The following is a 23,543-nucleotide window of genomic DNA, read 5'->3' on the forward strand; positions in this document are numbered from 1 at the left end:
TCGGTTTTTGAATAGGCAATTTGCTGCCATCCCGAGCTTGTAACAATTTCTATTGAACACCCCGGGAAAGATCCTGTTAATGAACATCGTTTAACAAAACGCCGGCCCCCGTCTACAACGGATGTTGATGACAACAACAGGGAGCCAGCTCATGGCTTTACAACAACGACTCGGACGTCTCCTGGCAGGGCTATCGCTGCTGCTGCCCCTAACCCTTACCCAAAACCTGCAGGCTGCCGGCTTGATGCAGCCAGTCAACTCTGCGCTGCCATCACTGTCCATTCGCGAGCAGCACGTCACTGTAGACGTGGAAGATGGCTACGCCATCACCGAAGTGGAGCAGGTTTTCCACAACCCGAATGATCAGGATCTGGAAGCGTATTACCGCTTTCCTGTTCCGGAAAAAGGCACGGTGGCAGAGTTCACCGTGTGGATTGATGGCAAACCGGTCACCGGCGAAGTACTGGAACGCAAACAGGCCCGGCAGGTTTATCAGCAGGAAAAAGCGGCTGGCCGCGAGACAGGCCTCACTGAGAAGGACAGTTACAAGGCCTTTGATGTGCTGGTCAGCCCGGTGCGTGCAGGTCAGGACACCCGCGTGCGACTGGTGTATCTACAACCCGCGTTCATGGATACCGGCATCGGCCGTTATGTGTATCCGCTGGAAGAAGGCGGTGTGGATGAAGAAAAACTCGCGTTCTGGACGGCCAACGAAACCGTCAGTGAGCATTTCACTTTCACACTGAATCTGCGCAGCGGTTATCCCGTCGATGCTGTGCGCTTGCCGGCCCACCCCCAGGCACAGATTACCCACCATTCCGCACAACAGTGGACCGTTAAGATCGATAACCAGCCCGCCATAACGGAAGAAGGGCAACCCCAGGCCAGTCCAGCCGCGTCGGCGTTTCGTCTGGATCAGGACATCGTGGTGTACTGGCGTCACCAGAGCGGCCTGCCTGGTGCGGTGGATCTGGTGGCTTACAAGGAACCCGGCAAGGACCGTGGTACCTTCATGATGACACTCACGCCGGGCGATGACTTGCCGCCGATCACCAGCGGCAGTGACTGGATCTTCGTGCTCGATATTTCCGGCTCCATGAATGGCAAGCTGGCCACTCTCGCAGACGGCGTCAGCAAGGCCCTGGGCAAGATGCGTCCCGACGACCGCTTCAGAATTATTCTTTTTGATGACCGTGCTGAAGAAATGACCTCGGGCTTTGTGACGGCCACACCGGAATCTGTGCAACGCTACATTGGCAAACTCGCCCAGCTGCAAACCCGAGGCGGCACCAACCTGTTTGGTGGCTTGAGCCTGGCACTCAACCCGCTGGATGCAGACCGCCCCACTGGCATCGTGCTGGTCACGGATGGCGTCGCCAATGTGGGAAAAACCCACCAGAAAGATTTTCTCGAACTGCTGGAAAAGCATGACGTGCGCCTGTTTACCTTCGTTATGGGCAATAGCGCCAACCGGCCGTTGCTATCCGCCATGACCGATGCCAGCAACGGCTTCGCCATCAGTGTTTCCAATAGCGACGATATCGTCGGGCAGATTCTCACCGCCACTAGCAAACTGACTCATCAGGCAATGAACGATGTGCGTATTGATATCGATGGCGTGCGCACCGCAGACCTGAAACCGCAACAGATTGGCACCGTCTATCATGGCAGGCAGATTATTCTGATGGGGCACTACTGGGGCGATGGCCCGGCCAAAATCACGTTGAAAACCAATGTGGCCGGGAAAGAAAAAACCTATCGCACCCGCTTCGACTTCCCGAAACAGCAAGGTGCCAATCCGGAATTGGAACGGCTTTGGGCCTATGCCACCATTCTGCAGATGCAGCGGGAAATCGATAACTTTGGTGAAGACCGGGATCTGCAGAATGGCATTGTCGATCTGGCCATTGAATACGGTCTGGTCACCAACCACACCTCCATGGTGGTGCTGCGCGATGAGATGTTCGCCCAGTACGGCATTGAGCGCCGTAATGCCAAACGCCGTGAGCTGGAAAAACTGGCCAAGGGCCAACGCCAGGCGGCGCCTCCGACCAGCAACCGGGCGGACACCGCACAGCCCATGTACACCTCCCCACGCCCTTCTTTCAGCGGTGGTGGTGGCGGTGGTGCTTTGGGCCTCGGTGCAATGTTGCCGTTCCTGATACTCTTGGTGGCAGGCCATCGCCGCCGCCAACATTAATCGACCGGGAGCCATCAGGATGGACGCAGAGTTCTGGCAGGAAAAATGGCACAAGGGTGAAATCGGTTTTCATCTCGAACAGGTTCACCCCCTGCTGAAACGCTTTCTGCCTGACCTTAACCTGGCTGCCGGCCAACGGGTATTGGTGCCCCTGTGCGGCAAGAGTCTGGATCTGGGTTACCTGCTGGACCAGGGGCTGCAGGTGGTTGGCGTGGAGCTTTCCGACAGGGCGGTTGATGCCCTGTTTGAACAGCGGGGCGTCGCCCCTGAGTGCAGCGACTGGGCAGGCGGCAAGCGCTATCAGCATGGCCCGCTGACCGTATTCCAGGGCGACTTTTTCGCCCTGGATGCGGACAGCCTCGGTCGCATTGATGCCATCTATGATCGTGCCGCCTTGATCGCCCTGCCTGAAGCCATGCGCAATCGCTATGCCGCTCAACTTGTCAGCTTGAGCAATGCCGCTCCCCAACTGCTGATCACGCTCAGTTATGATCAACAGCGCATGGACGGACCGCCCTTCTCAGTGGACCTTGCGCTAATCACCGCGTTGTACCAGGACCATTACAACATCGCCGTCGTCAGCAACGAGGACATTATCAAGCACGAGCCCCGCTTCGCAGAAAACGGGCTCGAGGCGCTACACCAGCTTTGCAGCCTGCTAACGCCTCAGAATTAGCCGCCAGGCGTTACCAGGGTAGCTCAGAGCCATCGCTGTGCCAGAAGGTACCGGTGTTCTCCAGGGTCAGACCATCCATTCGTGCAATAAGCGCGCTGGCCGCCTGCTCCACGGTCAGGTTGCCACTGTGGCCGGTCATGTCGGTCTGCACCCAGCCGGGATGAAGGATCGCCACGGCGATACCCTTCGGCTTGAGATCCAGCGCCAGAGATTTACCCGCCGCATTGAGCCCGGCCTTACTGATCCGGTAGCCATACTTGCCCCCGGAAGTATTGTCAGCAATGGAGCCCATTCTGGAGGTCATTAACCCGACCTTGCTGCCGGCATGAAGGTTATCCAGCAAACCCAGAGTGACACGCAGAGGCCCCAGGGTGTTCACCTCGAACTGTTCGCGTATCTGGTCATAGCTCATATGGTCCACTGTTTCGCTGAGCATGATGCCGGCATTGTTGAAGAGCACATCCACGGATGTATCCCCCAATCCGCTCTGCAGATTGATCACGCCGTCTTCCCGGCTCACATCAATGCCATCGATCATCTCTACGCCTAGCTTGTCCAGCACGGCGGACGGCTCCCGGCAGGTGGCGATCACCCTGTCGCCCCGTGCTTTCCAGATGCTTGCCATGGCAAGGCCGATGCCCCGGTTTGCACCAGTAATTACAATTGTCCGCGTCATTACCGTCTCCTTTCTATTGATATCCCAACCACTTAAGTCCGTATTTCATCCAAGCACTACTAGCGTGCATTACAAAACACGGCAACGTCAGATACAAAACGACACTTTTGATCAACATTGGCAGCGCAATGAATTTTATATAGTGCGCATCCGGGTGGATCGCGCTGATACGCCAGTCATACACACTTCTGTGTTCATGGAAGAGAGGGGGGGGAAGTACCCATGCTACATCTTTTGAGAATCCTGCTGATGAGTTCTCTGCTCGTCACCCTGGCCGCCTGCGGTGGCGGCAGCAGTGGCAGCAGCCCAGCCAACGATAACGGCAACACCAGTGAAGAAACCGCCAACACCGGCGCTGAAGACAGTAGCGATACTGACGATGGTGACAACGACAGCGAAGACGGTGGCGACGATGAGACGCCGCCACTCACCGAGGAAGAGAAGCAACAGCTTCTGACCCTGGTCGACACCAACAACCACTTCACCGCCTCCGTATGCCCACAGGCGCTGCTGGGCACCCAGCTAGGCGGCGTGATTGATGTACTGGCCTGCGAAAATGAAGCACTGACCAACATCTCTCTTGGCAACGACAATGTGCTCGGCCTGCTCTGCGCCGATACCGTTGCCGCCACCGATACCGACCTGCTTGGCAGCGTCACCGAGCCGACTTTCCTGCCGACCTGCCTGGAAGAAAGCGTCCCCTACCTGGTGGACACTCTGGGCGGCATCCTGGACAACAGCGGCGCTATCGGTCAGCAGCTGTGCCCCAGCGCTGAAAACCCGCTGGAGTGCGTAGTGCAAACCCTCAGCAGCGTTCCAGACAGTACCCTGGCCGGCGTGCTGGGTTACCTGGGTTGCGACAACGCACTCAACCCACAGCTCTGCCTGACCCAGGTCGCTGACAACCTGGCCATGGGCGAGCCCCTGATCGGCACCGTGAACAGCCTGTCTCTGGCCCTTTGCCCGATTGCCACCGGTGCAGATGAATTCGCCCCGCAAGAATGTATTACCGAAGTGCTGGGCGGAGTGGGCTCCATCCTCAACCTGACCGGCGGCCTGGGCGAGCTATGCCCGGAAGGCGCAGATCCGTTCACCTGTCTGCTGGCTGCCGGCGAGAACCTGGGCCCCATTGGCGAGCTGATGGGTGAGAGCCCGCTGGACCCTGCCATTCTGGAAGACCTGCTAGCCGGCCTCGCCGAGCCTGGCAACATGGAATTGCTGAGCGAGCTGCCGGCCATGCTTGAACAGATCCCGGTACTGGGCGATCTGCTGGCCGGCCTGCTGGGTAACGGCGGCGACTTGTTTGCCACCCTTGGCGATCTGCAATCCCTGCCCGACCTGCTGACACAACTGCCTGTGCTGGGTGACATCCTCAACGCTGTTGCCGGTGGCGACAGCGGTGGCCTGCCCACCGACGCCCTGAGCCTGGAAACCCTGATGGGTGCCCTGGAAGGCGACCAGCTGAGCATGGTGACCGACCTGCTGGCCAACGTGCCGGTACTGGGTGACGTGGTCAATCAGCTGCTCGGCGCCGCGTCTTGCGACGCTGCCAACCCGCTGGACTGCCTGACCGACGCCGCCGGCCAACTGGAACAGTTCACCGGCCTGCTGGAACAGATCCCGGTACTGGGTGACGTCCTGAACGGCCTGCTGGCCGCCCTGACCGGTGCCGGCACTGGCGGCGAGCTTCTGCCAGGCGCCGAGATGCTCAACGAGATCCCGGCACTGGGTGATCTGCTCAACCAGATCCTCACCACCCTGCAAGGTGGCGCCGGTGGCGACATGCTGACCCCGGATCTGGCCATGCTGGAACAGATTCCACTCCTCGGTGAGCTGCTGAGCAGCCTGCTGGGTGGCCTGCTGAGCGGCGACCCTTCCGGTCTGCTCGACGGCATCATGGATCAGGACGGCAACCTGCTGGATACCGTTTCCGCCCTGGTGGAAGAACTTCCGCTGGTAGCTGATCTGATCGGCAACCTGCTTGTCGCCTTGCTGGGTGAAGGTGAAGCAGGCAACCTGCTGGCCCCGCTGAGCGACGCCCTGACCAGCATCCCGGTACTGGGTCCGGTACTGGATGGCCTGCTCGGCCTGCTCGGCTAATCTGTTATCAAGCACCACAGGAAACGCCCCTTTAATGGGGCGTTTTTTGTTTCTGCCCCGCCACCCCCTTTCCTGTCACCGCGTCTTTGTTACAGTGGACATCCACTTACAGAAGGATGCGAATCATGACCATTGCAGTCGGCGATACTCTTCCTGCCCTCACTATCAAGACCAACGGTGCCAAAGGCCCCGAAGACCTGAACACCGGTGATTTTTTCAAGGGCCGCAAGGTGGCCCTGTTTGCTGTGCCCGGCGCCTTCACCCCTGGCTGCTCCAACACCCACATGCCCGGTTTCGTCGTGAATGCCGATGCGCTCCTGGAAAAGGTAGATGCCATTGCCTGCATGGCCGTGAACGATGCCTTTGTGATGGATGCCTGGCAGAAAAACCAGAATGCAGAGCGCATCACCATGCTTGCGGATGGCAATGCGGAATTTACCAGGGCGCTAGGACTTGAACTGGACGCCAGCGGCTTTGGCATGGGACCGCGCAGCAAACGTTTCGCCATGATCGTTAGCGATGGCGTCGTAGATTATATCGGTATTGATGACAAGGGCGTGGACAAAAGCAGCGCAGAAACCGTGCTGGCACAACTGTCATAATGGCTGAAGCCTGATGCTTACGTTAGACCGGAACGCGTAGCCCGTTGCTCTTCGACTATGTGTTTCCGGTTCGCCTTTTTCTCAATCGTTCTGCATCAAGTTCAACGTCAAACAGTCTATCAATTCCCTGATAACCGGTTTCGTTCGATGAATCGCGTCGAGTCACCACCGAAAGACCCTCCGTAGCTTTCCCGCACCATTATCCGGTCACCAATGCCATGAAGCTTGTATTGGTTCTGCAGGGCCAATCCAAAGTTAGGTAGATGCGTGACGTCCACTTCATTACTGGTTTTTTCGCTGGCTGTGACTTTGTGGCTGATAAAGTCCTGCTCATAGGCTAGTTCCAGTATCGGGGCATGCTCATCCACATTGGCCACAGCATGGCCATAAATGGATCGCTCCTCGTCATCATGAAAATCCGGAAGGTAATATGGCCAGATCTCCTCTTCCAGAAAATTGCGTTTAAACCATTGTGGTGAGAACGAACTCTGGCCGGTTGCCAGGAACGCCCCGCGAATGCGTGACGAGACACGCCTTACCAGATAAGGATCATCCGGGTTAGCCACCTCTTTCACCGCTGCATGAATGCCCGCCCCAGCACCCAACGAAGAACCGGTAATGAAAATATCATCAGGATTAATCTTGAATACATCCGCGTAATAACGAAAAAACTGGACCGCATGGCTCATATCATCTTTTGACACCGGATACATATTTCCGTCCACATCCTTGGCGGGATGACGAAAATCCAGTGCAGCGACCGTAACACCACCCGACCCACCCCCTTCGATACCCAAATAAGCGGCCAACGTCCCTTTTTTTGGGCCGAGCATGGTTTCCTTGTTGTGATTGGCTGAGTGCGCATAGATCACCAGGGTATTGCGCTCACTACCGCTGTGCACACGGCCATCTGCCGTCGGGTAATACACATCCATGCGCAAACCATTGGGTTCACTGTCCGGGCCAACGGTGGGCAGCCAGCTCACCGAGCTGTCTCCGTAATAAATATTCTCGTAGTAACCGCATACCGGATCACAACTGCCATAGGTAACAAAGTGATCGCCCATTACCGTGCTGTCGAAAGGATCCGGCACATCGCCACCGGCGGGTGCAGGGCCACCGGTGATCAGTTTTGAACCACAGGCCTGTGCTGTGTTCGTATCGACACAGATTTCCACATGGGTGGTTTCGCCCACGGCCAGGCCCCACGGATAGGTAATCGAAAACTCACCGTCCTTGTTCGATCCCTTGCTCTGCGTTGCCGCCAGGTCACCATCCACATAATAGTAATGGCTGGAGCTGGTGGGTTTGAGTACGTCATAGAATATGTCGAATTTCTGCCCGGCAGGGACATGATTATTGATGCCCACCGTATGCACTTCCACTGCCTGGTCCAGTTGCAACACCGATCCCGCTCGCACACTCACGTCATCGCATACCAGATCACCCTGATGATCAAGACAGACTGCAATGGTCTTGCGATCGCCGTTGGAAAAACCGCCGGGATACGTCACCGAAAATTCTCCCGCCTGGGAGCCGGCACTGCTGTTGCTGCGGGTTTTCTTGAGACTGCCATCCACATAATAGTAGTGGTCAGAACTGCTATCACCGGTCACTTCATAACGGATGGGAAAAGGCTCATTGGGGGGGACCACATTGCCTTCCCCAACGGCAAAGACACGGACCTGAAAATCCATGGCGGCCATCAGGTTTCCACTGGCCACCCACAACAGAATAATAGACGCGCAGCGTTTACCTTGATTGAAGTATCTGCCCATGACAACGCCTCCCGATATGGCGCCTGGAATGTCATCCGAGAATAGAACGAGCATGCTGGCGCATCTATCGAGAAGTGAACCAGATCACTGATTTGAGATGATTTTTAACTTGTATGCTAGAAAGGAAATCAGAAATTCCTAACCAGAAGAATGTCCTTGGAAATCTTGAAGATTATACCCAGGTATCATGAACAACCTGCTGGTGAGCAATGCCTTTAACCACGATTAGGCGCTGTGAGCCGCACATCAGCGAGGGCTTTCAACGCCACTTCCGATAACGCGACACACACAGGCGAAATCAGATCTCGAGGGATAGCCCTAACGTGGCCGTGAAGTCATCTTTTTCCGGGGTAATTCCATCGCTGTCTGGCTGCGGACTCTCGATACGCTTCCAGGTGCCGGCCAGGCGAAGATCCAGGCGGCTGGTCAAGTCCACATCCAGGGCCATATAAAAATCATGTTTGGCTCTTCCGCCCTTGGGCTCAGTCAACGTCACCTGATACTCGGCCAGGAAATCAATATTCTCCGTGATTTCACTGTCATAAAAGCTGCCGATCAGAAAGGCGGGGGTGGATACGGTTCTGTCTTCTCCGGGCGCCACGTCCACATACTCAGTACGCTGATAACCTGGGCCGGCCGCAATGCTCCAGTCCAGCTTGGGACTATCGAATATCTGAAAACCGGCACCAAAACCCAACGTCCATTCTGCTGCACGGTTCTGAAAAGGGTCACGATAGTATTGCGCCTGTACCGGACGAAAGAACCAGCGATTGCTGACCCGGTAATCATGCGTCACTTCGGCGGTATGGTTGTTGGCAATCTGCTCCGAAGATGACTCAGAGTAGTTACCCGTGTAGCTCATTCTTGTGTTGTTCTTTACCGTTCGCCGCTTGAGCACCAGCTTGGTATTGATGTCTTTCTGTTCCACATTGCCGCTACGAAAGTTCATGCCCACGGAGACATCCGCTGACCACAGGTCAAACTCCCGTGGTGAAGCCGTGGCAATACCGACCACGTCCGCAAACCTTACCGGTTCGCCTCCTACCATCAATCTGCCACTCTCGGTGGTCAGCCGACCCAGAACCACCTCGCCGCCCTCCAGCAACACCGACATGACTCGCCCGGTTCGGATATAGGTAATGTCTTCCCAGTCGATGGAGATCAGATCGAAGTGGTCGCTGTCGATCTCCACAGACTCATCGTGCAGCACCTTGAGGCGCCCTTTTACCCACTCGCCGGTATCCACCTGAATCCAGTCCCACTGTTGCACATCGAATGCAGGCGGCGTCCAGGTTTCCGGTGGTCTTGCGGCACTGTCGAAGGTCTGCTCCGCGTATGCACAAACAGGCAACGCAGACACAACGAAAGAGGCAGCCAGGATGGCTGCCTTGCGGAATCCCGCGGTTGAAACGCAGGCACGGGCCGGTGCTGACAACATCAGCCCGGCGAAGCGATCATCAGACATTACTTACCGTAGGGTTGAACCTCGTAGGGGTTGCCACCCAGCGCCGCTGAAATATCAGCAATGGCTTTCTGGGCGCGTACGCTGTTCCCCGCGGCATCCAGTGGCGGCGAGATAGCCGCAATGCCGAACTTGCCCGGGGAGATGGCAATGATACCACCCCCAACGCCACTCTTGGCGGGCAGGCCGGTCTTGTACAGCCACTTGCCAGCGTCATCATAGAGGCCTGCGGTGGACATCACCGCCAGAATTTCCGGCACGTCAGCCGCTTTAACCAGAGACTTGCCGGTTACCGGATTGGTGCCCGCATTGGCAAGAGTGGAAGCCATGACCGCCAGATCCTTCGCATTCACGCCCACGGAGCACTGACGGGTATAAATGTCGGTTGCCTGCAGCGGATCCCCTTCGATATGACCATAGGCATACATCAGGTGGGCAATGGCCTGGTTGCGCTGGTTGGTGGCTGCTTCCGACTGGTAGATATCTTCCAGCACCGTCAGCTTGCGGCCGGCAAATTCGCCATAGTAGTCGAGTATCTTGTTCCAGATTTCGTTATAACTTTTTCCTGCCACCATGCTGGTGGTGGTGATCGCGCCGGCATTCACCAGCGGATTCATCTCATGGCCCTTGTTTTGCTCAATGGCATAGATCGAATTGAACACCTGGCCGGTGGCATCCACACCCACATTGTCGGGCAATGCATTAATGCCTTTTTCTTCGGTGACCAGCGCCATGGTGAAGACCTTGGAGATGGACTGGATGGAAACCTCGGAGGTGATGTCACCCACGCTGTACACCTTGCCATCCACCGTTACCAACACGATGCCAAAAATATTGGAATCCACCTTGTCCAGCGCGGGGATGTAATCCGCGTTGGCGCCTTCCTTGAGGCCCTTGTACTTGTCATAGGCTTTCTTGAGCGCTTCATTGATGTTCTTTTCGGTCAGCTTGCTGTCCATGGGCGCCGCAGCACCCGGCTCGGCCGAACAGCTGGCGCTGGCCATGGCCAGCATGCCGGCGAACAGCAGGCTGAAAAACTTACGTGAATATTGCATTGCTCGTGCTCCCTCTGAATGAGATGCCCTGCTTTCTAGAGCAGGTTTCCACTGGAAAAGCTGTACTTCACGCTGAACTGAACACGGCGGTCAAAACCGGTAGTGCCATCGTTGGAGGTACGCTTGCCAAACAGGTATTCCACACCCATCAACACCTTGTCGTTGGGGGTATGGAGCAGGTTGACGGAGGCATACTCTCCTTTCTCAAAGGCCTCGGCGGTCTGGAAATCCATGTTGTCGATTTCCGTTGAGCTATAGCCGATGGAAGAGCTGTACTGGTCATTCCAGTAGTGGTCGTAGTAGGCCACCAGCCCGGTGAGTGGAACCACCTGGTAGTCCGGGTCCGCGGCATCACCGTCCGGTGCCATATCCACACCGCCGTCATTGAGATAGTTGGAAATGCCTTCACCGTGCACTACGCCCAATACAATGCGGTCTTTCTCGAACATGTTGATGGTGCCGGTCAGGTTTACCCCCCAGCCCAGTTCGCTGTCATCGGGCTCCGCATCCAGGTTTCCAGGGGAGTCATAGCCCACCTGACGCAGGATACCGGCTACCTGGAAATGCCCCCAGTCACCAACCTGGCGGAAATGCGCGGTGAGATCCGGGTATTCGTCATCACCGGAAACGGTATTGGGATCATTGCCGGCATCCACACCGCTGCCCGGGTTTTCGATGGCCACCGCAAAGGTGGAATCACCTTTCACCGGCGTCCAGCGAATTTGCGGATTGCGCAGGAACACCATGCCCGACGGGCCCCAATAATCGATGGTATTGGGGAACACATCGCCATCCATGAAGACACTGTTGGTCTGGCCGGCAAGAATGGATTTCCACTCACCGTAGGCATGGCGCAAGCGGATGGTGGTCTGACCCTCATCAGGGCCAACACCGAACATGTCGAATTCGAATTTGGTGGTCAGCGGCGCATCGCCGGCCATGGTACTGGCGTTCACGCCCAGGCGACTCTGACGAACGCTGAGCACTGCCTGGCCATCACTGCCAACTGTATCCTGATCGTAGGGGATACGACCGGGTCTGAGCGTGTCTTCCCATTCTGGAGTCACACGATCGAAGCCCTGAACATAATCCACCATGCCAAAGCCGTACACTTCAAAGGAGGAGTCGGAATCCGCAGCTACACAAGCGACAGGCGCCATCAGTACAGCAGCACTGAGCGCCTTGAGAGGAAAGGTTTTACCCATGATGTTCATCCCTGGTTGTCCTTATTACCGCTGCCGCTCCCTGGCACGGAATCAGCAGCAATGACACTACCGTGTTGCATCTTTTCCTGCACTGATATGAACATAGATCTGAACCGTAGTCACGATCCTGCCATCAAATTCCTGGCAGATAATGACAACAGCGTCACAACAGACTTTGACGGCACCTTGATCGCCGGTATTCACTATAGAAAAGCATTCTTTGAGAGTGGGGATTAGTCCATGAGCATCCTGCAGCTACCCGACGCCCATCCGGAGGTTATTCTTCTGGATTGGCACGCCACCCTGGTAGATACCCACGACGCCATGTATCACGCCGTGGACGATGTGCTCCCGCACCTCAAGGAACTGAACCTGTGGGACCGGCTGCTCGATCCGGAAGATTCCAAAACCATTGAAGACGCCAAGCTGCTGATCTATGTGAAGGACAACCAGCGTCTGCACCCCAAAATCGTCGCCCAGCGCAAGATTTCCCGCACCGATATTTTTGAAGTGCTGTTCGGTAGTGATCAGGATGCCAAGGGCCGTGCCCATCAGGCCTTCGATAACGCCTATAAAAAGTACGTGGAAGATGTGTTCCCTCTGGAAAGCGACATTCGTGAACAGCTGGAGCACCTTCGCGCTATCGGCATCAAAACCGGTCTGATTTCCAATCGTAAACGGGATTTCCTGGAGCACGAATTGGCTCTGGTGGATGGCACTGGTTGGGAAGACCTGTTTGATGTGGTGGTGTGCGGCAGCGATGTGGCAGAACGCAAGCCGGCCCCGGACATGCTACTCAAAGCCCTGGCCGACCTGGACCTGAAACCTGCCCGTGATTGCTGGTATATCGGCGACAGCACCACCGATGTGATCGCTGCCAAGGAAGCCGGCATCACCTCGATCTTCTACAATGGTGCCGGATGGGGCCAGGCCTGGCTGGACAAGATTTTCCCGGACACCATCAAGCACCCCCATCGCCCGGATGCCGTGGTCGGCAGCATCGCCGAACTCACCGATCTTGCCCGCCACCTGCTCGCCCAACATAAACGGGTAGAACGCGCCCGAACCTGAAAGTTTATTCAGGAGCTCAGCTTGCCTGGGCGAATAGGTGAGTGTTGAGTTGCGAGTTGCGAGTTGCGAGTTGCGAGTTGCGAAAAGCCAAACAGTCCGGCTTTGTGAACGGGGTGTTTTTCGTAACTCATAACTCGCTACTCACACCCGATTCCACGGCCCATTCGCTCAACAAGTTGAGCCTCCTACAGGAAACCCATCCTGTTTAGCTCCGAGGCTGTGATTCTGTGGGAGATTCAGCTTGCTGAACGAACAAGGCACCTCAAACTGCACATCGCCCGGCTACTTGAACTGGCTCGGCGATACTCCGTACCACTTCTTGAACGCCCGCGAGAACGCACTCACCTCTGAAAAACCCAACAAAAACGCCATCTGCGTGACGGTCATGCCCGGAGTGCGCAGGTGGCGCTCCACCAGTGTCTTGCGGGTATCTTCCAGCAGCTGTTTCCAGCTCAGACCTTCATCACTCAGCCGGCGCTGCAGGCTGCGGGTGCTCATGCAGCACTCCTCTGCCGCATCCGCCTGGGCAGGCTCACCATCCGGCAACCGTTGCTCGATCCACAGGGTCAGCCTGCTGGCCAGGGAAGACTGCTCTGCCTCGGCCAGACGCTGCGCCAGGGTGGCATCCAGCATGGCGGCCAGCTGGGTATCACTGGCGGCCAGCATTTGCTGGGCATTGGCCTTGTCGAACGCCAGGGTGTAATGGTCCGCCACGGTCACTTCACAGCGCAAATACCTTGCCATGGCCTGTCGCAGCCCCTCTTCCACCCATTCCGGCACGGATACGGCCACCGGGTTATGCTCCCGATGAATACGAATACGCAGCAGCCGGACAATGGTGGCCATCACAAAGGCAATCGCCTGGGGGTGAGGTTGATGGTCCGTATTGGAGCGGAAACACAACGCCACACTGTCATCGTCGGCAACCAGGTCCGTTACCACCAGATCACTGATCAGCCGGTGAAAACGGGTGATACGGTTGAGCACGCTGTACAGATCGCCCCCCGCTGCCACCGCCAGGCCCAGCGCCCCGAAAGTGCTGTACTCCGCATGGCGCGCCACCTCGATGGCCATTCCGGGGTCGCCCAGCTCCTGCAGACAGTCATCCAGCAAGGCCGTGGTAATGGCCGCATCCAGCTTGGCTTCCGGATCACGAATAACAGCAGGATCCAGGCCATTGCGACGCAGAATCGCCTCCCCATCCAGGCCACGTTCATGCAACAAATGGAGCAATGGCCCCATGAGTAGCGCTGTCGCCTGTTTTTTTTCTGACATTGGCGTCCCCGGTCAAACGGTTGGCGGGCAAAGCCGAGTTTTTCTTCCCGGCCCCACCTAAAGTGGTCTCCATCGAGAAATGGAGATTTCCCATGGCTACAGCACCTGCTCGCGGCAAGTCCGCAACAGATAAAACAATACAGCGTGAAATCATCGCCATCAGTGATGATATACGGCAACGCCACGGCTGGCTCAAGCACCAGAACGCCATCGGCTTCGGCATTTTCAGCCTTGCAGTCATCGGCACCGTGGTCAACGCCGTGCTCTACCTGCAAGGTATCATGCCAGCCTGGGCCGTGATTGTGCTCACCGCCTTCTGGACCTCATTGTTGCATGAACTGGAACATGACCTGATTCACTTGATGTATTTCAAGAAGAACAAGTTCATGCATAACCTGATGATGACCGGCATCTACCTGTTGCGCCCCAACGTCATCAATCCGTGGATTCGCCGTCACCTGCATTTCCATCATCACAAGCATTCCGGCATGGAAACCGATCTGGAAGAGCGCGGCATCACCAACGGTGAAAAGTGGGGTCTCAAGCGTCTGCTGATGGTGGGTGATGGCATGCTGTCCGTGTACCTGCGTGTGGGCAAATACCTCACCGAACCCACGCGTCTTTACCGTCGCGGCCTGATCACCAAACAGGACCTGAAGAACTTCCGCCTGATCAGCCTGGTCAGCTACAGCCCGCTGGGCATCGCGACCCACGCGATCTGGCACTTCTTTGTGCTCTACCACCTGATCAATGGCGTTGCCTGGATGGCAGGCACCAGTGTGGCCTGGCCGGAAGTGGTCACCGCACAGCTGAGCTGGATCACCCCGCTGATCGTGGTGCTGATCGCCCCGAACATGCTGCGCACCTTCTGCCTGCACTTCATCTCGTCCAACATGCACTACTATGGCGACAATGAGCCGGGCAAGATCACTGAACAGTGTCAGGTCCTGAATGTGTGGTGGCTGTGGCCCATGCAGGCGTTCTGCTTCAACTTCGGCAGCACCCACGCCATCCACCATTTTGTGGTCCGCGACCCCTTCTATATCCGCCAGATGACCGCCAAGCGCGCCCATGTGGTGTTGAAGGAAAACGGCGTACGCTTCAACGATCTCGGCACCTTCCGCCGCGCCAACCGCATGCACGAAAAACCGCAAGCGGCCTGATCAAAAGCGCTCACCACCCGAAGCCCGCCTTGTGCGGGCTTTTCTGTTTTCAACGGAAAGCCCTCCTCCAGACTCCGCCTGCCTTTGCAATTCTCTTTATAATCAAACACTTTGCTGTGACCGTATCCAGAATTATCCGCCCGGAGTTATAAGGAAGGTTCCTTATAACTCTGTGTAGGAGATTGGCTATAGCATCTCAAGCCTTTGTTATGGCAGGATTTTTATCGGGGAGTGTGTACGAGGGTTCCAGAGTTATATAGAACCGAGTTATACGGAACGTTCTAATTAATACGCTGTTATACGGGATACGCATGAGCAAGATAGAAGCTCTCAAAGCAGCACTAGATGAGGCGGCTGACGCTGTCAGTAGAGCGCAAAAACTAATAGCCGATTCAGGGCTTAGTAATCCATCAGCACATACGCTTCGTATAGGTGCAGCCCTAGCAAACATATTTGAGATTAACGCTGCGATAGATCATGAGAATCCCGATCTTTCCGAGAATCAGGTTGGCGCAGATTTAAACGAAGGCGGCTTCAACCGCGAGTTGGGAGATCTACTCATTCAAAATCAGCACCTTCTCGCAAATAACAACCCTCGTGGGGCGATAGAGAATGCGCAGCGCTTCATCGCAGCAAGTCCTCCTGAGCACCTTCGCAGTATAGCTGAGTGTGAAATATCCAGGATTAGGGGTTTGTTCAATGTATAACAAGACCAAGCACGCGACATGCGCGTGTTGGCAGCGTTAGGCGATTCAAAGCATGAGTTTGATCCCTCAAGAATTGATAGAAGAAATTGATGCCACATTCACTTATTGGTATGAGGACGGCCAAGAGATTGGCATGGAGCAGTACTCAAAAGAGAATTGTGACAAAGCCAGGAGTATCGTCCTAAATTTGGTCAGGGTTCTGGAGGAAGACTCTTTAACCCACAAGGAAATCATCCAGGCTTTTGAAAGTTCTGTTGTTTCTATGAACTCGCTCAGCGACCAAGTTCCTTCACTAATTGAAACTGGTGAGCGTGAGACCTTGTGTGAGCTATATGATGAAATAGCAAAAGCCGTGGGTCTGGATCCATTAAAGTACGGTGGTGGGGATGGGGTCGCATCGGAATGGCGAACTTGGTAGTCCGCCTAACAAGTGAATCAAGCCGACCGATTTTCCGCTGTCGCTCCAAATCGGCGGCTTATTCAAGGCGTTATGCCGTGAGTGAGGTGTTGCATGCCAGAACTAGCTGTTGATCTTGATGAAGACGGAGGTTGTCTTCAGGCCATAATCGACAAGGCGGCTGCCTCAGGAGTGGTGAGCTTTGAAGAGCTGGTTAAATGCCTTGCATCTAGAGGGGTCACTGATAGTGATCAAGTTGAGGATATAGCAGCTATGTTAAACGATATGGGCTTCGAAATTTCCTGCTGATCTTTCTGGTTACTTGGAAAGTGTGGGGTTTGAATGGGGCTTTAAGTTAAGTGGATATACGTAATGCATAACAAGCCGCGGCAGGCGGATCAAATTTCCGCTCGTCCCTCGCTCCAATTTGCCCGCTGCCCGGGGCGTTAGCTGTCAAATCGCATATCGAGCGAAAAAATGGAAATAAGATTTGTAACAAAGAACCCTCATAAGGCGAGAGAGGTTGAAGCGATTCTAGGTGATATAGGTGTTTCGATCGTAGATGTACCTTTAAAAATCCATGAAATTCAAACCGAAGATATTCAGGATATAGTCAGAGATAAGGTTCTGAAGGCTTTTAATATGATAGGGCGGCCTGTTTTTATAGAGCACACAGGGCTTTATATTAATAGTTTGCAAGGTTTTCCTGGTGGTTTGACTCAGGTTTTCTGGGATAAGTTAAAGGCAGATAATTTTTCCAAATTACTTGGGAGTCTTGAGAATACTGAATTAACGGCGAAAACCGTTATCGCCTTCTGTGATTCTAAAAAAATCCATGTATTTGAAGGCGAAGTAGAGGGAAATATTTCTAAAGAACCGAGAGGTAACCGAGATTTTCAATGGGATTGTGTTTTTATACCCAAAGGCTATGACAAGACCTTCGCAGAACTTGGCGAGGAGAAGAATAACATATCCATGAGAAAAATCGCCTTTGATCGGTTTCGAGAATTCTTGCAGAAGGAGGTCTTGTAATGGATGAGTTGATTTCCTCCTATCGAGAAAGAAATGTAATTTTGTTCGTCGGCGCAGGCGTATCAAAGAATCTTGGTCTTCCAACTTGGTCAGAGTTAATAGATCACATCGCGAAAGAGCTTGGATATGATCCGGAAATTTATAAATCTTTTGGCGAAAGCTTGGCGTTAGCTGAATACTATCGTGTAAAAAAAGGAAGTATCGGGCCTCTCAGGAGCTGGATGGATACAAACTGGCATTCCGAAAAAGTGAATCTTGCAGACTCCGAAATCCACAAGCTAATTGCAAATTCAAAGTTTCCCATTATCTACACGACTAACTATGACCGCTGGATTGAAAAGTCGTTTGAACTTTATCAAAAGCGATTTACTAAAATAGCTGGAGTTTCCGACATCCCCCTTATCAAAGATAGGGTCACGCAGATTATTAAGTTTCATGGTGACTTCGATAACGACGATACAATCGTTTTGGATGAATCAAGCTACTTCGAAAGGCTTGAATTCGAAACGCCTTTGGATATAAAACTTAGGTCCGATGTTCTTGGAAAATCCGTTTTGTTTATCGGCTATAGCTTGACGGATGTAAACTTGCGATTCTTGTTTTATAAGTTGGCAAAGCTCTGGAAAACCAACAATGTTGGTGGCGTCCAGCCTCGATCATATGTTTTCACTCATAGGCCAAACCCCATCCAAGAAGCAATCTTGGATCAGTGGGGTATAAATATGATCACATCAAAAGAGGATCATCCCCAAAAGGCATTGCAAGAGTTTCTGGAGAAGTTTCAGTGACTAAACAGCTAACAAACGCGTCAATTAGGACGCTCACAAGCTCGCGCCTATTACGCGGACGTTAAGGATGGTGCATGGAAAAAGTAAATTGCAGAATTCATGGCTCATCTGGGTATGCCTTGGTTTGCCAGCATCTTGCAAATCAATGCAGCTCCGATGCTCCAATGACCTATTACTTAGCGGCTGATGATGACTCTCCTGATCGATCCCAAGTAGAGAATGCCTGGTGTGATGAGTGTGACAAGGTCTTGCTTAGAGAAGGAGATTGGAATGACACGAGTGAAGCTTTTGCTTCTGTTAAAGTCATATGCGCTCAGTGCTTTAACGACATGAAGATGAAGAACCGCTGCGGAAACCCTTAACAAGGCAAGCACGCGACAAGCGCGTGTCCGCAGCGTTATATTTAAGGGAAGTTATGAGCACAATCGACAAGGTTGTCCAGGCGATTCGCTCAGATCTCTCTGATATCGCAACAGATCACGATAAAGGTGACAGTGATTTGTATCGCTTTGTCGGTGTCAAGGATTCACGGTCGTACAATTTCATTCTGGATGCCTTTTACTTGTTAGAGGACACGCAGTTAGCGAAAGTTTCTTTCAAGGGTTCGGACTTTCAAAAGTCAGACTTTGGCACGTTATATCTACTCTACTACGGCCTTCTCAACGCCTGTTACATGCAACAGCAGGCTACTCTAGTATTGTGCCGAGAGCTCGGTGTTACTGATGGGTTGGATCCAATTAAGACCGCAGATATCGTAAATTTCAGAAACAGCTTTTCGGCTCACTCACCAAACCGTGGCAGGGGGGACGAACAGCATAGCTTTATCCTCGCCAGACACGCCATGCGTGTTGGCCGAGTCGAAGGGTATTCTGCCAACCACGTGAGCGGGCACCTTTCGCTGCAGGCAGATATTTTCCAGTTGCTGAATGACTGGGATGAGAGTCTTGAGAAAGTACTCATTATGATTGGTGAGCGCATCTATGGTGATGAGTTCCGCCAAAAAATATAACAAGCGGCAGGACCAAATCTCCGCTCGTTCCTAGCTAAAACCAGCCACTGTAAACATGCTCGGACACACTCAGGAATGCACTTTTGACGTCGGTAATGTTATGAAACTTATTCTTCCCTTTTTCTTGCTAATGATGACGATCAGCACAGGTGCGTCCGAGATTTATCGGTGGGTCGACGACCAGGGGAAAGTCCATTTTTCTGACCAAGCCCCTGAAGAGCATCAATCCGAATCTCTGCAGCTGAAAATCAATACTTACGAGAGCGTCACCTACGAAAGCCTCAACATTCCCTTGCCGAAATCCACGCGAGCCAAAAAAGTGATCATGTATTCCGCCGTTTGGTGCGGCGTGTGCGCCAAAGCCAAGCGCTATTTTGACCGTAAAGGTATCCCCTATACGGATTACGATATTGAAACCAGTGAACAGGGCAAGCGAGGCTTCAAGCAGCTGAATGGCAAAGGGGTGCCCATCATTCTGGTCGGCAATCAGCGCATGAATGGATTCAGCCCTTCTGGGTTTGAAAAGCTCTACCAGTAATCACTTCGAACGTTCGGCGCGCCAGGGTTCCTGCCCTCGGTCCGCCGTGGCAGGGCCTGCCGCCCAGCTCATGGCGCCAGAGCGGAGCCCACCGAGCCACTTCTTTCCAAACATTCGCCCGGCCCACTGATTCCGGACTTCTTCTTTTCAGCCCCGCTTCTTGATTTTTTTTGTGGCCTTGTCGATTTCCCGCGTACAGGTTCGACGATAGGTTGAGGACGCAGAGAATCTCAACATGAAAGGGCAAGTCGATGGCGAATCAAACAGGGACGGTCCGGCTGCACCGGGTATTACGCGCCCCAACCGAGTGGGCCTATCGGGCCTTTACCGACAAGAGTGCGCTGGAGCAACTTGCCCACCTGGTGGAGCCCGATATCCCGGCAGAACCCGGCTGAAACGTTACAGAGAAGCGTCGGCTTTCTGCCGGGCACCAACGCGAACCCGGCCAAGCAAAAGGAGAGACCATGGAAATCACTATCGAAACGCAAGTGCACGCCCCGATGGCGACCGTCTGGGCCGCCTGGGTGACGCCGGAATCCATTACCCAGTGGAACTACGCCATTGAAGAGTGGTGCTGCCCTCGGGCGACGCTGGATCTGGTGAAGGGGGGCACCTTCAATTACCGCATGGAGGCCAGGGATGGCTCCATGGGTTTTGATTTCGAAGGCACCTTCACGGACATCGCCCTCCACCAGCACATCCACTTCACACTGGGAGATGACCGCGTGGTGCGGGTGACGTTTGAGGAAACCGCCAGTGGTGTGAAAGTGAGTGAAACCTTTGAGGCTGAGGATGAACATTCTGCCGAGCAGCAGCGCCAAGGTTGGCAAGGCATCCTTGACCATTTCAAGCAGCACGTCGAGCAGCGCCACCGGTCTCGCACCTGACCTCACAGACGACGTTAGTGCCGCCTTCTCCCCCTGGCACCCTCCTGCCCGGCTCGAAAGCGGCCTGGATTGCCAGACAATCCAGGCCCGAACGACGGCGCCAAAGTTAACATTTTCTATTTTTATGTATACCACTTAATTGGGCTTTGTCCCCCGACACAGGTAGCAACGCCGGAGCCCGGCTAGCAATTTCTACCTAGTGGCATTTTGCATCTTCGAACACATTTTCATGCCTTAATTTTATCGCGGTGGCGTTATCGCCCTTCCAGGCACCCTCTTGAAAATAAGAAATTCAGCTTATCCCTAAAAAGCAAATGCACAGCCCTCAACATTACAGAGCAACAACGGAACCGTGTCACAAATCTGATGATTTCTTTTCAGGCCGTTTATACTCTCGGCCCAAAGGGGAACGACCGCCCGGTGCTTTTCCATGAAACAGCCGGGCCGCTATATCAACTCATGGATCGAGGCTTGCTTATGTCTACTCTTCGCTATGTTCTGGCGATCTTGCTCGTGTCTGCGCTTACCGCCTGCGGCGGTGGTGGTGGCAGTGGCGGCGGCCAGGACTCAGGAAAAAAATCCAACAACCAGGCCACTGGCAGCACCGGCAGCATTACCGGTGAGGAAGTCAGCGACGATCCGCTGATCAATGAGCTGGTGTATAGCAACAACCAGTTCATCGCCACGGTGTGCCCGCAATTGAGCGCCACGCTGGTAAATGGCGCCAGCCTGACCGCAGCCGATGTGGTGGCTTGTGAAAATGAAGCCCTGGGCGTGATCTACAACGACAACGACCAGCATCTTGAAGACCTGTGTCCGGTGGCCACCGCCGAGGCGGCACTGGATACCACACCCATCGCTGAGATCACCGACATCAGTTTCCTGCCGGCCTGTCTGGCCGAGAGCCTGGAAGGCGCCGGCGGCGATCTGGGTGATGTGCTGGATGACGACAATGGCCTGGTAGATCTTGTCTGCCCGGATGCAGAAACCGTTGAGGACTGTATTGTCGATATCATCGAGAGCGATCCGGAAACCACACCGGAAGAAGTCATTGAGCTGCTCGACTGTGAGGAAGGCCAGACCCTGTACCAGTGCCTGGTCGCTGCCGGCCAGGATCTTGAAAACGCCCTGCAGTTGATCAGCAACAACAACACCCTGTCTCAGGCGCTGTGTCCTGATGCTGCCGCACTCATGGACGGCACCAGCGAAGCAAACGCCCAGCAGTGCCTGGCTGAAATTGTTAGCAATACCGATGCGACCCTTAACCTGGGGGCCGGCCTTGGCGCCATCTGTGGTAGCGACACCGCCCCGCTGACCTGTCTGCTGAACAGTGGCGAACTGATTGGCCCGGTAGTGGAAGCCACTGGCGGCGAACCGCTGGATCCGGACTTTATCAACAACCTGATCACTGCGTTGGACCCAGCCACCGACACCGGCGAGCCGAGCAACCTTTCCTTGCTGGAAGACCTGCCAGACCTGCTGGATGCGATTCCCGGCCTTGGCGATCTGATCAATGCCGACTACGAAGCCGACCCGGCCAACTTCGACCTGTTCGAATTCCTCAACGAGTTGCTGGCTGCCTATGACATCGTCGAGCAGTTGCCCGCTCTCGGCGGCATCATCGATGACCTGCTCGCCGACGACGGCAACAACGACATCCCGCTGAATGTGGATGACCTGCTGGCTGACCTGACACCGGAAGCACTGGCATTGATCTCCCCGCTGCTGGATTCCCTGCCCACCGCGGAGCCGCTGCTGAACGAAATCCTGGCGGCCTTCCAGTGCGGTAGCGATGCGCAGACCTGCCTGGCCAATGCCCAGACTTCGCTGGCGCAATTGAACACGGTACTGGCCCACGAGCCGGAACTGGCCGAGCTACTCAACCGTCTGCTGGACACTCTGCTGGGCCAGACCAGCGGCGCCCTGTTGCAGCCCGCCATCGATCTGCTGGCCGAAGTACCGGAGGCGATCGCACTCACCGACCTGATCGATGAGATGCTGAAGAAAGTATTCGGCGATCCGGCCGACAATGGCGAAGTCATGCTGATCGTCAATGCCTTCCCGGGTGTCACCGAGAAAACCGAAGCCACCGACATTCTGCTGACCGCCCTGATCGCTGGTCTGCTCGATGGCTCGCCGTTGTCCATCGCTGGCTATCTTGAAGAAGTGAAGCAGGACATCAACAAGTTTGCTTCCGAGTACCCCCAGAACGGCTACAACACCACCCAGCTGGTGCAGTGGCTTGAAAGCCTTCAGTAACCGTTTTCCATAATAAAAACGCCCGCTTATGCGGGCGTTTTTTTATTTTCCGGACAATACGCCTGGCTATCGAAACGTGTTATTCATGATTTGAGATATCCCCTCCCCGCGCCAGCCGCATAAAAGTGCAACCCTGCCCATAGCTGAAAAAAATGGTGAACCCAATTTCAATCAGTAAATAGCTTGAGAACCTTCACGTGATGGAGAGTAAGGTAAGAACGACATGGGGTAACGACAAGAGGACAGGAACATGGATAGCCCGTCTCTGTATGAACGCATGGGAGGCCGCAATGGCATCCGCGCCATCACCGAAAAAGCCGTCGCCAATCATTTCAGTAACCCGGTCATCTCTACCCGCTTCACCAATGCCCATATGAGTCAGAAAGAAATGGTGGCCAGTGCTACCGAATTCTTTTGTACTGGCCTTAGCGGTGTAGAAACCTATGAAGGGAAATCCATGCCCGATGCACACGCGGGTATGAACATTACTGCCGCCGAGCTGGTTGCCGCTCTGGACGATATCCTGGATGCCATGAAGTCCGAAGGGCTGGGCGATCTGGAGCAGGCCGAAGTGCTGAAAATCCTGTACGACATGAAACCGGAAATTCTCGGAAAATAGACACTGTCGATCCTGCCAATGCCGGTTTCCCTGTGGGAGAACCT

The 23,543-nt window shown here is 54.6% G+C and carries 24 protein-coding genes; 18 read left to right on the forward strand and 6 right to left on the reverse strand.

Annotated elements, in window-relative coordinates; translation table 11 throughout:
* The first annotated feature begins 151 nt into the window (after positions 1–151).
* Both GFN93_RS02050 and tmpT read left to right on the forward strand, forming a co-directional pair.
* The gene (locus tag GFN93_RS02050; protein ID WP_153498762.1) at positions 152–2,200 is read left to right on the forward strand and encodes a VIT and vWA domain-containing protein; all 2,049 of its coding nucleotides are present in this window, start codon (positions 152–154) and stop codon (positions 2,198–2,200) included.
* Between the two features lie 19 nt (positions 2,201–2,219).
* Positions 2,220–2,876, forward strand: coding sequence for a thiopurine S-methyltransferase (tmpT, locus tag GFN93_RS02055; protein WP_153498763.1), 657 nt, complete (start codon positions 2,220–2,222; stop codon positions 2,874–2,876).
* Between the two features lie 10 nt (positions 2,877–2,886).
* Here tmpT and GFN93_RS02060 read toward each other — a convergent pair whose 3' ends face one another.
* Positions 2,887–3,552 carry an SDR family oxidoreductase gene (locus GFN93_RS02060; RefSeq protein WP_153498764.1) on the reverse strand — a complete coding sequence of 222 codons (666 nt, stop codon included), beginning with the start codon at positions 3,550–3,552 and terminating at the stop codon, positions 2,887–2,889.
* 249 nt (positions 3,553–3,801) lie between these two features.
* On the opposite strand from GFN93_RS02060, the gene GFN93_RS02065 reads away from it, so the two are divergent.
* Both GFN93_RS02065 and GFN93_RS02070 read left to right on the forward strand, forming a co-directional pair.
* Positions 3,802–5,652, forward strand: coding sequence for a hypothetical protein (locus tag GFN93_RS02065; protein WP_235901622.1), 1,851 nt, complete (start codon positions 3,802–3,804; stop codon positions 5,650–5,652).
* Positions 5,653–5,777: 125 nt separating this feature from the next.
* Positions 5,778–6,254, forward strand: coding sequence for a peroxiredoxin (locus GFN93_RS02070; RefSeq protein WP_153498766.1), 477 nt, complete (start codon positions 5,778–5,780; stop codon positions 6,252–6,254).
* Between the two features lie 119 nt (positions 6,255–6,373).
* Here the strand turns inward: GFN93_RS02070 and GFN93_RS02075 are convergent, their stop codons facing one another.
* The 4 genes from GFN93_RS02075 to GFN93_RS02090 all read right to left on the reverse strand — a co-directional run bounded on the left by GFN93_RS02075 (position 6,374) and on the right by GFN93_RS02090 (position 11,754).
* Positions 6,374–8,032, reverse strand: a complete 1,659-nt coding sequence (locus GFN93_RS02075; protein WP_153498767.1) for an alpha/beta hydrolase family protein — start codon at positions 8,030–8,032, stop codon at positions 6,374–6,376.
* A 298-nt stretch (positions 8,033–8,330) separates the two neighbouring features.
* Entirely contained in the window at positions 8,331–9,497 is a 1,167-nt protein-coding gene (locus GFN93_RS02080) for a DUF481 domain-containing protein (RefSeq protein ID WP_153498768.1), read from the reverse strand.
* Positions 9,497–10,549: a glutaminase A gene (gene glsA, locus GFN93_RS02085; RefSeq protein ID WP_153498769.1), complete on the reverse strand. Its 1,053-nt coding sequence runs from the start codon at positions 10,547–10,549 to the stop codon at positions 9,497–9,499. Before glsA ends, GFN93_RS02080 begins: the two co-directional genes overlap by 1 nt.
* 35 nt (positions 10,550–10,584) lie before the next feature.
* Entirely contained in the window at positions 10,585–11,754 is a 1,170-nt protein-coding gene (locus tag GFN93_RS02090) for a DcaP family trimeric outer membrane transporter (RefSeq protein WP_235901623.1), read from the reverse strand.
* Between the two features lie 240 nt (positions 11,755–11,994).
* Between GFN93_RS02090 and GFN93_RS02095 the strand changes: the two genes are divergently transcribed.
* Positions 11,995–12,825, forward strand: a complete 831-nt coding sequence (locus GFN93_RS02095; RefSeq protein ID WP_153498770.1) for an HAD family hydrolase — start codon at positions 11,995–11,997, stop codon at positions 12,823–12,825.
* Between the two features lie 282 nt (positions 12,826–13,107).
* Here GFN93_RS02095 and GFN93_RS02100 read toward each other — a convergent pair whose 3' ends face one another.
* Positions 13,108–14,100, reverse strand: coding sequence for a helix-turn-helix transcriptional regulator (locus GFN93_RS02100; protein WP_153498771.1), 993 nt, complete (start codon positions 14,098–14,100; stop codon positions 13,108–13,110).
* Positions 14,101–14,192: 92 nt separating this feature from the next.
* On the opposite strand from GFN93_RS02100, the gene GFN93_RS02105 reads away from it, so the two are divergent.
* From GFN93_RS02105 to GFN93_RS02165, 13 genes are all read left to right on the forward strand, one after another.
* Positions 14,193–15,263, forward strand: a complete 1,071-nt coding sequence (locus tag GFN93_RS02105) for a fatty acid desaturase (RefSeq protein ID WP_153498772.1) — start codon at positions 14,193–14,195, stop codon at positions 15,261–15,263.
* A 311-nt stretch (positions 15,264–15,574) separates the two neighbouring features.
* Complete coding sequence (locus tag GFN93_RS02110) at positions 15,575–15,970, forward strand: hypothetical protein (protein ID WP_153498773.1); 396 nt, start codon at positions 15,575–15,577, stop codon at positions 15,968–15,970.
* 52 nt (positions 15,971–16,022) lie between these two features.
* Positions 16,023–16,388, forward strand: a complete 366-nt coding sequence (locus GFN93_RS02115; protein ID WP_153498774.1) for a hypothetical protein — start codon at positions 16,023–16,025, stop codon at positions 16,386–16,388.
* Positions 16,389–16,481: 93 nt separating this feature from the next.
* Complete coding sequence (locus GFN93_RS02120) at positions 16,482–16,676, forward strand: RNA polymerase sigma factor region1.1 domain-containing protein (RefSeq protein ID WP_153498775.1); 195 nt, start codon at positions 16,482–16,484, stop codon at positions 16,674–16,676.
* A gap of 168 nt (positions 16,677–16,844) precedes the next feature.
* Positions 16,845–17,399: a non-canonical purine NTP pyrophosphatase gene (locus GFN93_RS02125; protein ID WP_153498776.1), complete on the forward strand. Its 555-nt coding sequence runs from the start codon at positions 16,845–16,847 to the stop codon at positions 17,397–17,399.
* Positions 17,399–18,187 (forward strand): SIR2 family NAD-dependent protein deacylase, encoded by a 789-nt coding sequence (locus tag GFN93_RS02130; RefSeq protein ID WP_153498777.1) that lies wholly within the window; start codon positions 17,399–17,401, stop codon positions 18,185–18,187. The genes GFN93_RS02125 and GFN93_RS02130 overlap by 1 nt, the downstream gene beginning before the upstream one ends.
* A 74-nt stretch (positions 18,188–18,261) precedes the next feature.
* Complete coding sequence (locus GFN93_RS02135; protein ID WP_153498778.1) at positions 18,262–18,549, forward strand: hypothetical protein; 288 nt, start codon at positions 18,262–18,264, stop codon at positions 18,547–18,549.
* Positions 18,550–18,602: 53 nt separating this feature from the next.
* On the forward strand, positions 18,603–19,196 hold the full coding sequence (locus tag GFN93_RS02140) for a hypothetical protein (protein ID WP_153498779.1): 594 nt from the start codon (positions 18,603–18,605) through the stop codon (positions 19,194–19,196).
* A gap of 100 nt (positions 19,197–19,296) precedes the next feature.
* Positions 19,297–19,734 carry a glutaredoxin family protein gene (locus GFN93_RS02145; RefSeq protein ID WP_194285731.1) on the forward strand — a complete coding sequence of 146 codons (438 nt, stop codon included), beginning with the start codon at positions 19,297–19,299 and terminating at the stop codon, positions 19,732–19,734.
* Positions 19,735–19,985: 251 nt separating this feature from the next.
* Positions 19,986–20,129 (forward strand): hypothetical protein, encoded by a 144-nt coding sequence (locus tag GFN93_RS02150; RefSeq protein ID WP_208993711.1) that lies wholly within the window; start codon positions 19,986–19,988, stop codon positions 20,127–20,129.
* Between the two features lie 69 nt (positions 20,130–20,198).
* Complete coding sequence (locus GFN93_RS02155) at positions 20,199–20,621, forward strand: SRPBCC family protein (RefSeq protein ID WP_153498781.1); 423 nt, start codon at positions 20,199–20,201, stop codon at positions 20,619–20,621.
* A 477-nt stretch (positions 20,622–21,098) separates the two neighbouring features.
* The gene (locus GFN93_RS02160; RefSeq protein ID WP_153498782.1) at positions 21,099–22,880 is read left to right on the forward strand and encodes a hypothetical protein; all 1,782 of its coding nucleotides are present in this window, start codon (positions 21,099–21,101) and stop codon (positions 22,878–22,880) included.
* A gap of 250 nt (positions 22,881–23,130) precedes the next feature.
* Complete coding sequence (locus GFN93_RS02165; protein ID WP_153498783.1) at positions 23,131–23,499, forward strand: group I truncated hemoglobin; 369 nt, start codon at positions 23,131–23,133, stop codon at positions 23,497–23,499.
* Positions 23,500–23,543: the final 44 nt, after the last annotated feature.

The sequence above is a fragment of the Alcanivorax sediminis genome (genome assembly GCF_009601165.1).
Lineage (GTDB): Bacteria > Pseudomonadota > Gammaproteobacteria > Pseudomonadales > Alcanivoracaceae > Alcanivorax > Alcanivorax sediminis.

Bases quoted from the DNA above. Each gene is read 5' to 3' on its own strand.
- GFN93_RS02065 (WP_235901622.1), top strand. From the start codon at position 3,802: ATGAGTTCTCTGCTCGTCACCCTGGCCGCCTGCGGTGGCGGCAGCAGT.
- GFN93_RS02145 (WP_194285731.1), top strand. From the start codon at position 19,297: ATGAAACTTATTCTTCCCTTTTTCTTGCTAATGATGACGATCAGCACA.
- GFN93_RS02150 (WP_208993711.1), top strand. From the start codon at position 19,986: ATGGCGAATCAAACAGGGACGGTCCGGCTGCACCGGGTATTACGCGCC.
- tmpT (WP_153498763.1), top strand. From the start codon at position 2,220: ATGGACGCAGAGTTCTGGCAGGAAAAATGGCACAAGGGTGAAATCGGT.
- GFN93_RS02160 (WP_153498782.1), top strand. From the start codon at position 21,099: ATGTCTACTCTTCGCTATGTTCTGGCGATCTTGCTCGTGTCTGCGCTT.
- GFN93_RS02105 (WP_153498772.1), top strand. From the start codon at position 14,193: ATGGCTACAGCACCTGCTCGCGGCAAGTCCGCAACAGATAAAACAATA.
- GFN93_RS02125 (WP_153498776.1), top strand. From the start codon at position 16,845: ATGGAAATAAGATTTGTAACAAAGAACCCTCATAAGGCGAGAGAGGTT.
- glsA (WP_153498769.1), bottom strand. From the start codon at position 10,549: ATGCAATATTCACGTAAGTTTTTCAGCCTGCTGTTCGCCGGCATGCTG.
- GFN93_RS02120 (WP_153498775.1), top strand. From the start codon at position 16,482: ATGCCAGAACTAGCTGTTGATCTTGATGAAGACGGAGGTTGTCTTCAG.
- GFN93_RS02050 (WP_153498762.1), top strand. From the start codon at position 152: ATGGCTTTACAACAACGACTCGGACGTCTCCTGGCAGGGCTATCGCTG.
- GFN93_RS02075 (WP_153498767.1), bottom strand. From the start codon at position 8,032: ATGGGCAGATACTTCAATCAAGGTAAACGCTGCGCGTCTATTATTCTG.
- GFN93_RS02090 (WP_235901623.1), bottom strand. From the start codon at position 11,754: ATGGGTAAAACCTTTCCTCTCAAGGCGCTCAGTGCTGCTGTACTGATG.
- GFN93_RS02130 (WP_153498777.1), top strand. From the start codon at position 17,399: ATGGATGAGTTGATTTCCTCCTATCGAGAAAGAAATGTAATTTTGTTC.
- GFN93_RS02135 (WP_153498778.1), top strand. From the start codon at position 18,262: ATGGAAAAAGTAAATTGCAGAATTCATGGCTCATCTGGGTATGCCTTG.
- GFN93_RS02140 (WP_153498779.1), top strand. From the start codon at position 18,603: ATGAGCACAATCGACAAGGTTGTCCAGGCGATTCGCTCAGATCTCTCT.
- GFN93_RS02095 (WP_153498770.1), top strand. From the start codon at position 11,995: ATGAGCATCCTGCAGCTACCCGACGCCCATCCGGAGGTTATTCTTCTG.
- GFN93_RS02060 (WP_153498764.1), bottom strand. From the start codon at position 3,552: ATGACGCGGACAATTGTAATTACTGGTGCAAACCGGGGCATCGGCCTT.
- GFN93_RS02155 (WP_153498781.1), top strand. From the start codon at position 20,199: ATGGAAATCACTATCGAAACGCAAGTGCACGCCCCGATGGCGACCGTC.
- GFN93_RS02110 (WP_153498773.1), top strand. From the start codon at position 15,575: ATGAGCAAGATAGAAGCTCTCAAAGCAGCACTAGATGAGGCGGCTGAC.
- GFN93_RS02080 (WP_153498768.1), bottom strand. From the start codon at position 9,497: ATGTCTGATGATCGCTTCGCCGGGCTGATGTTGTCAGCACCGGCCCGT.
- GFN93_RS02100 (WP_153498771.1), bottom strand. From the start codon at position 14,100: ATGTCAGAAAAAAAACAGGCGACAGCGCTACTCATGGGGCCATTGCTC.
- GFN93_RS02165 (WP_153498783.1), top strand. From the start codon at position 23,131: ATGGATAGCCCGTCTCTGTATGAACGCATGGGAGGCCGCAATGGCATC.
- GFN93_RS02115 (WP_153498774.1), top strand. From the start codon at position 16,023: ATGAGTTTGATCCCTCAAGAATTGATAGAAGAAATTGATGCCACATTC.
- GFN93_RS02070 (WP_153498766.1), top strand. From the start codon at position 5,778: ATGACCATTGCAGTCGGCGATACTCTTCCTGCCCTCACTATCAAGACC.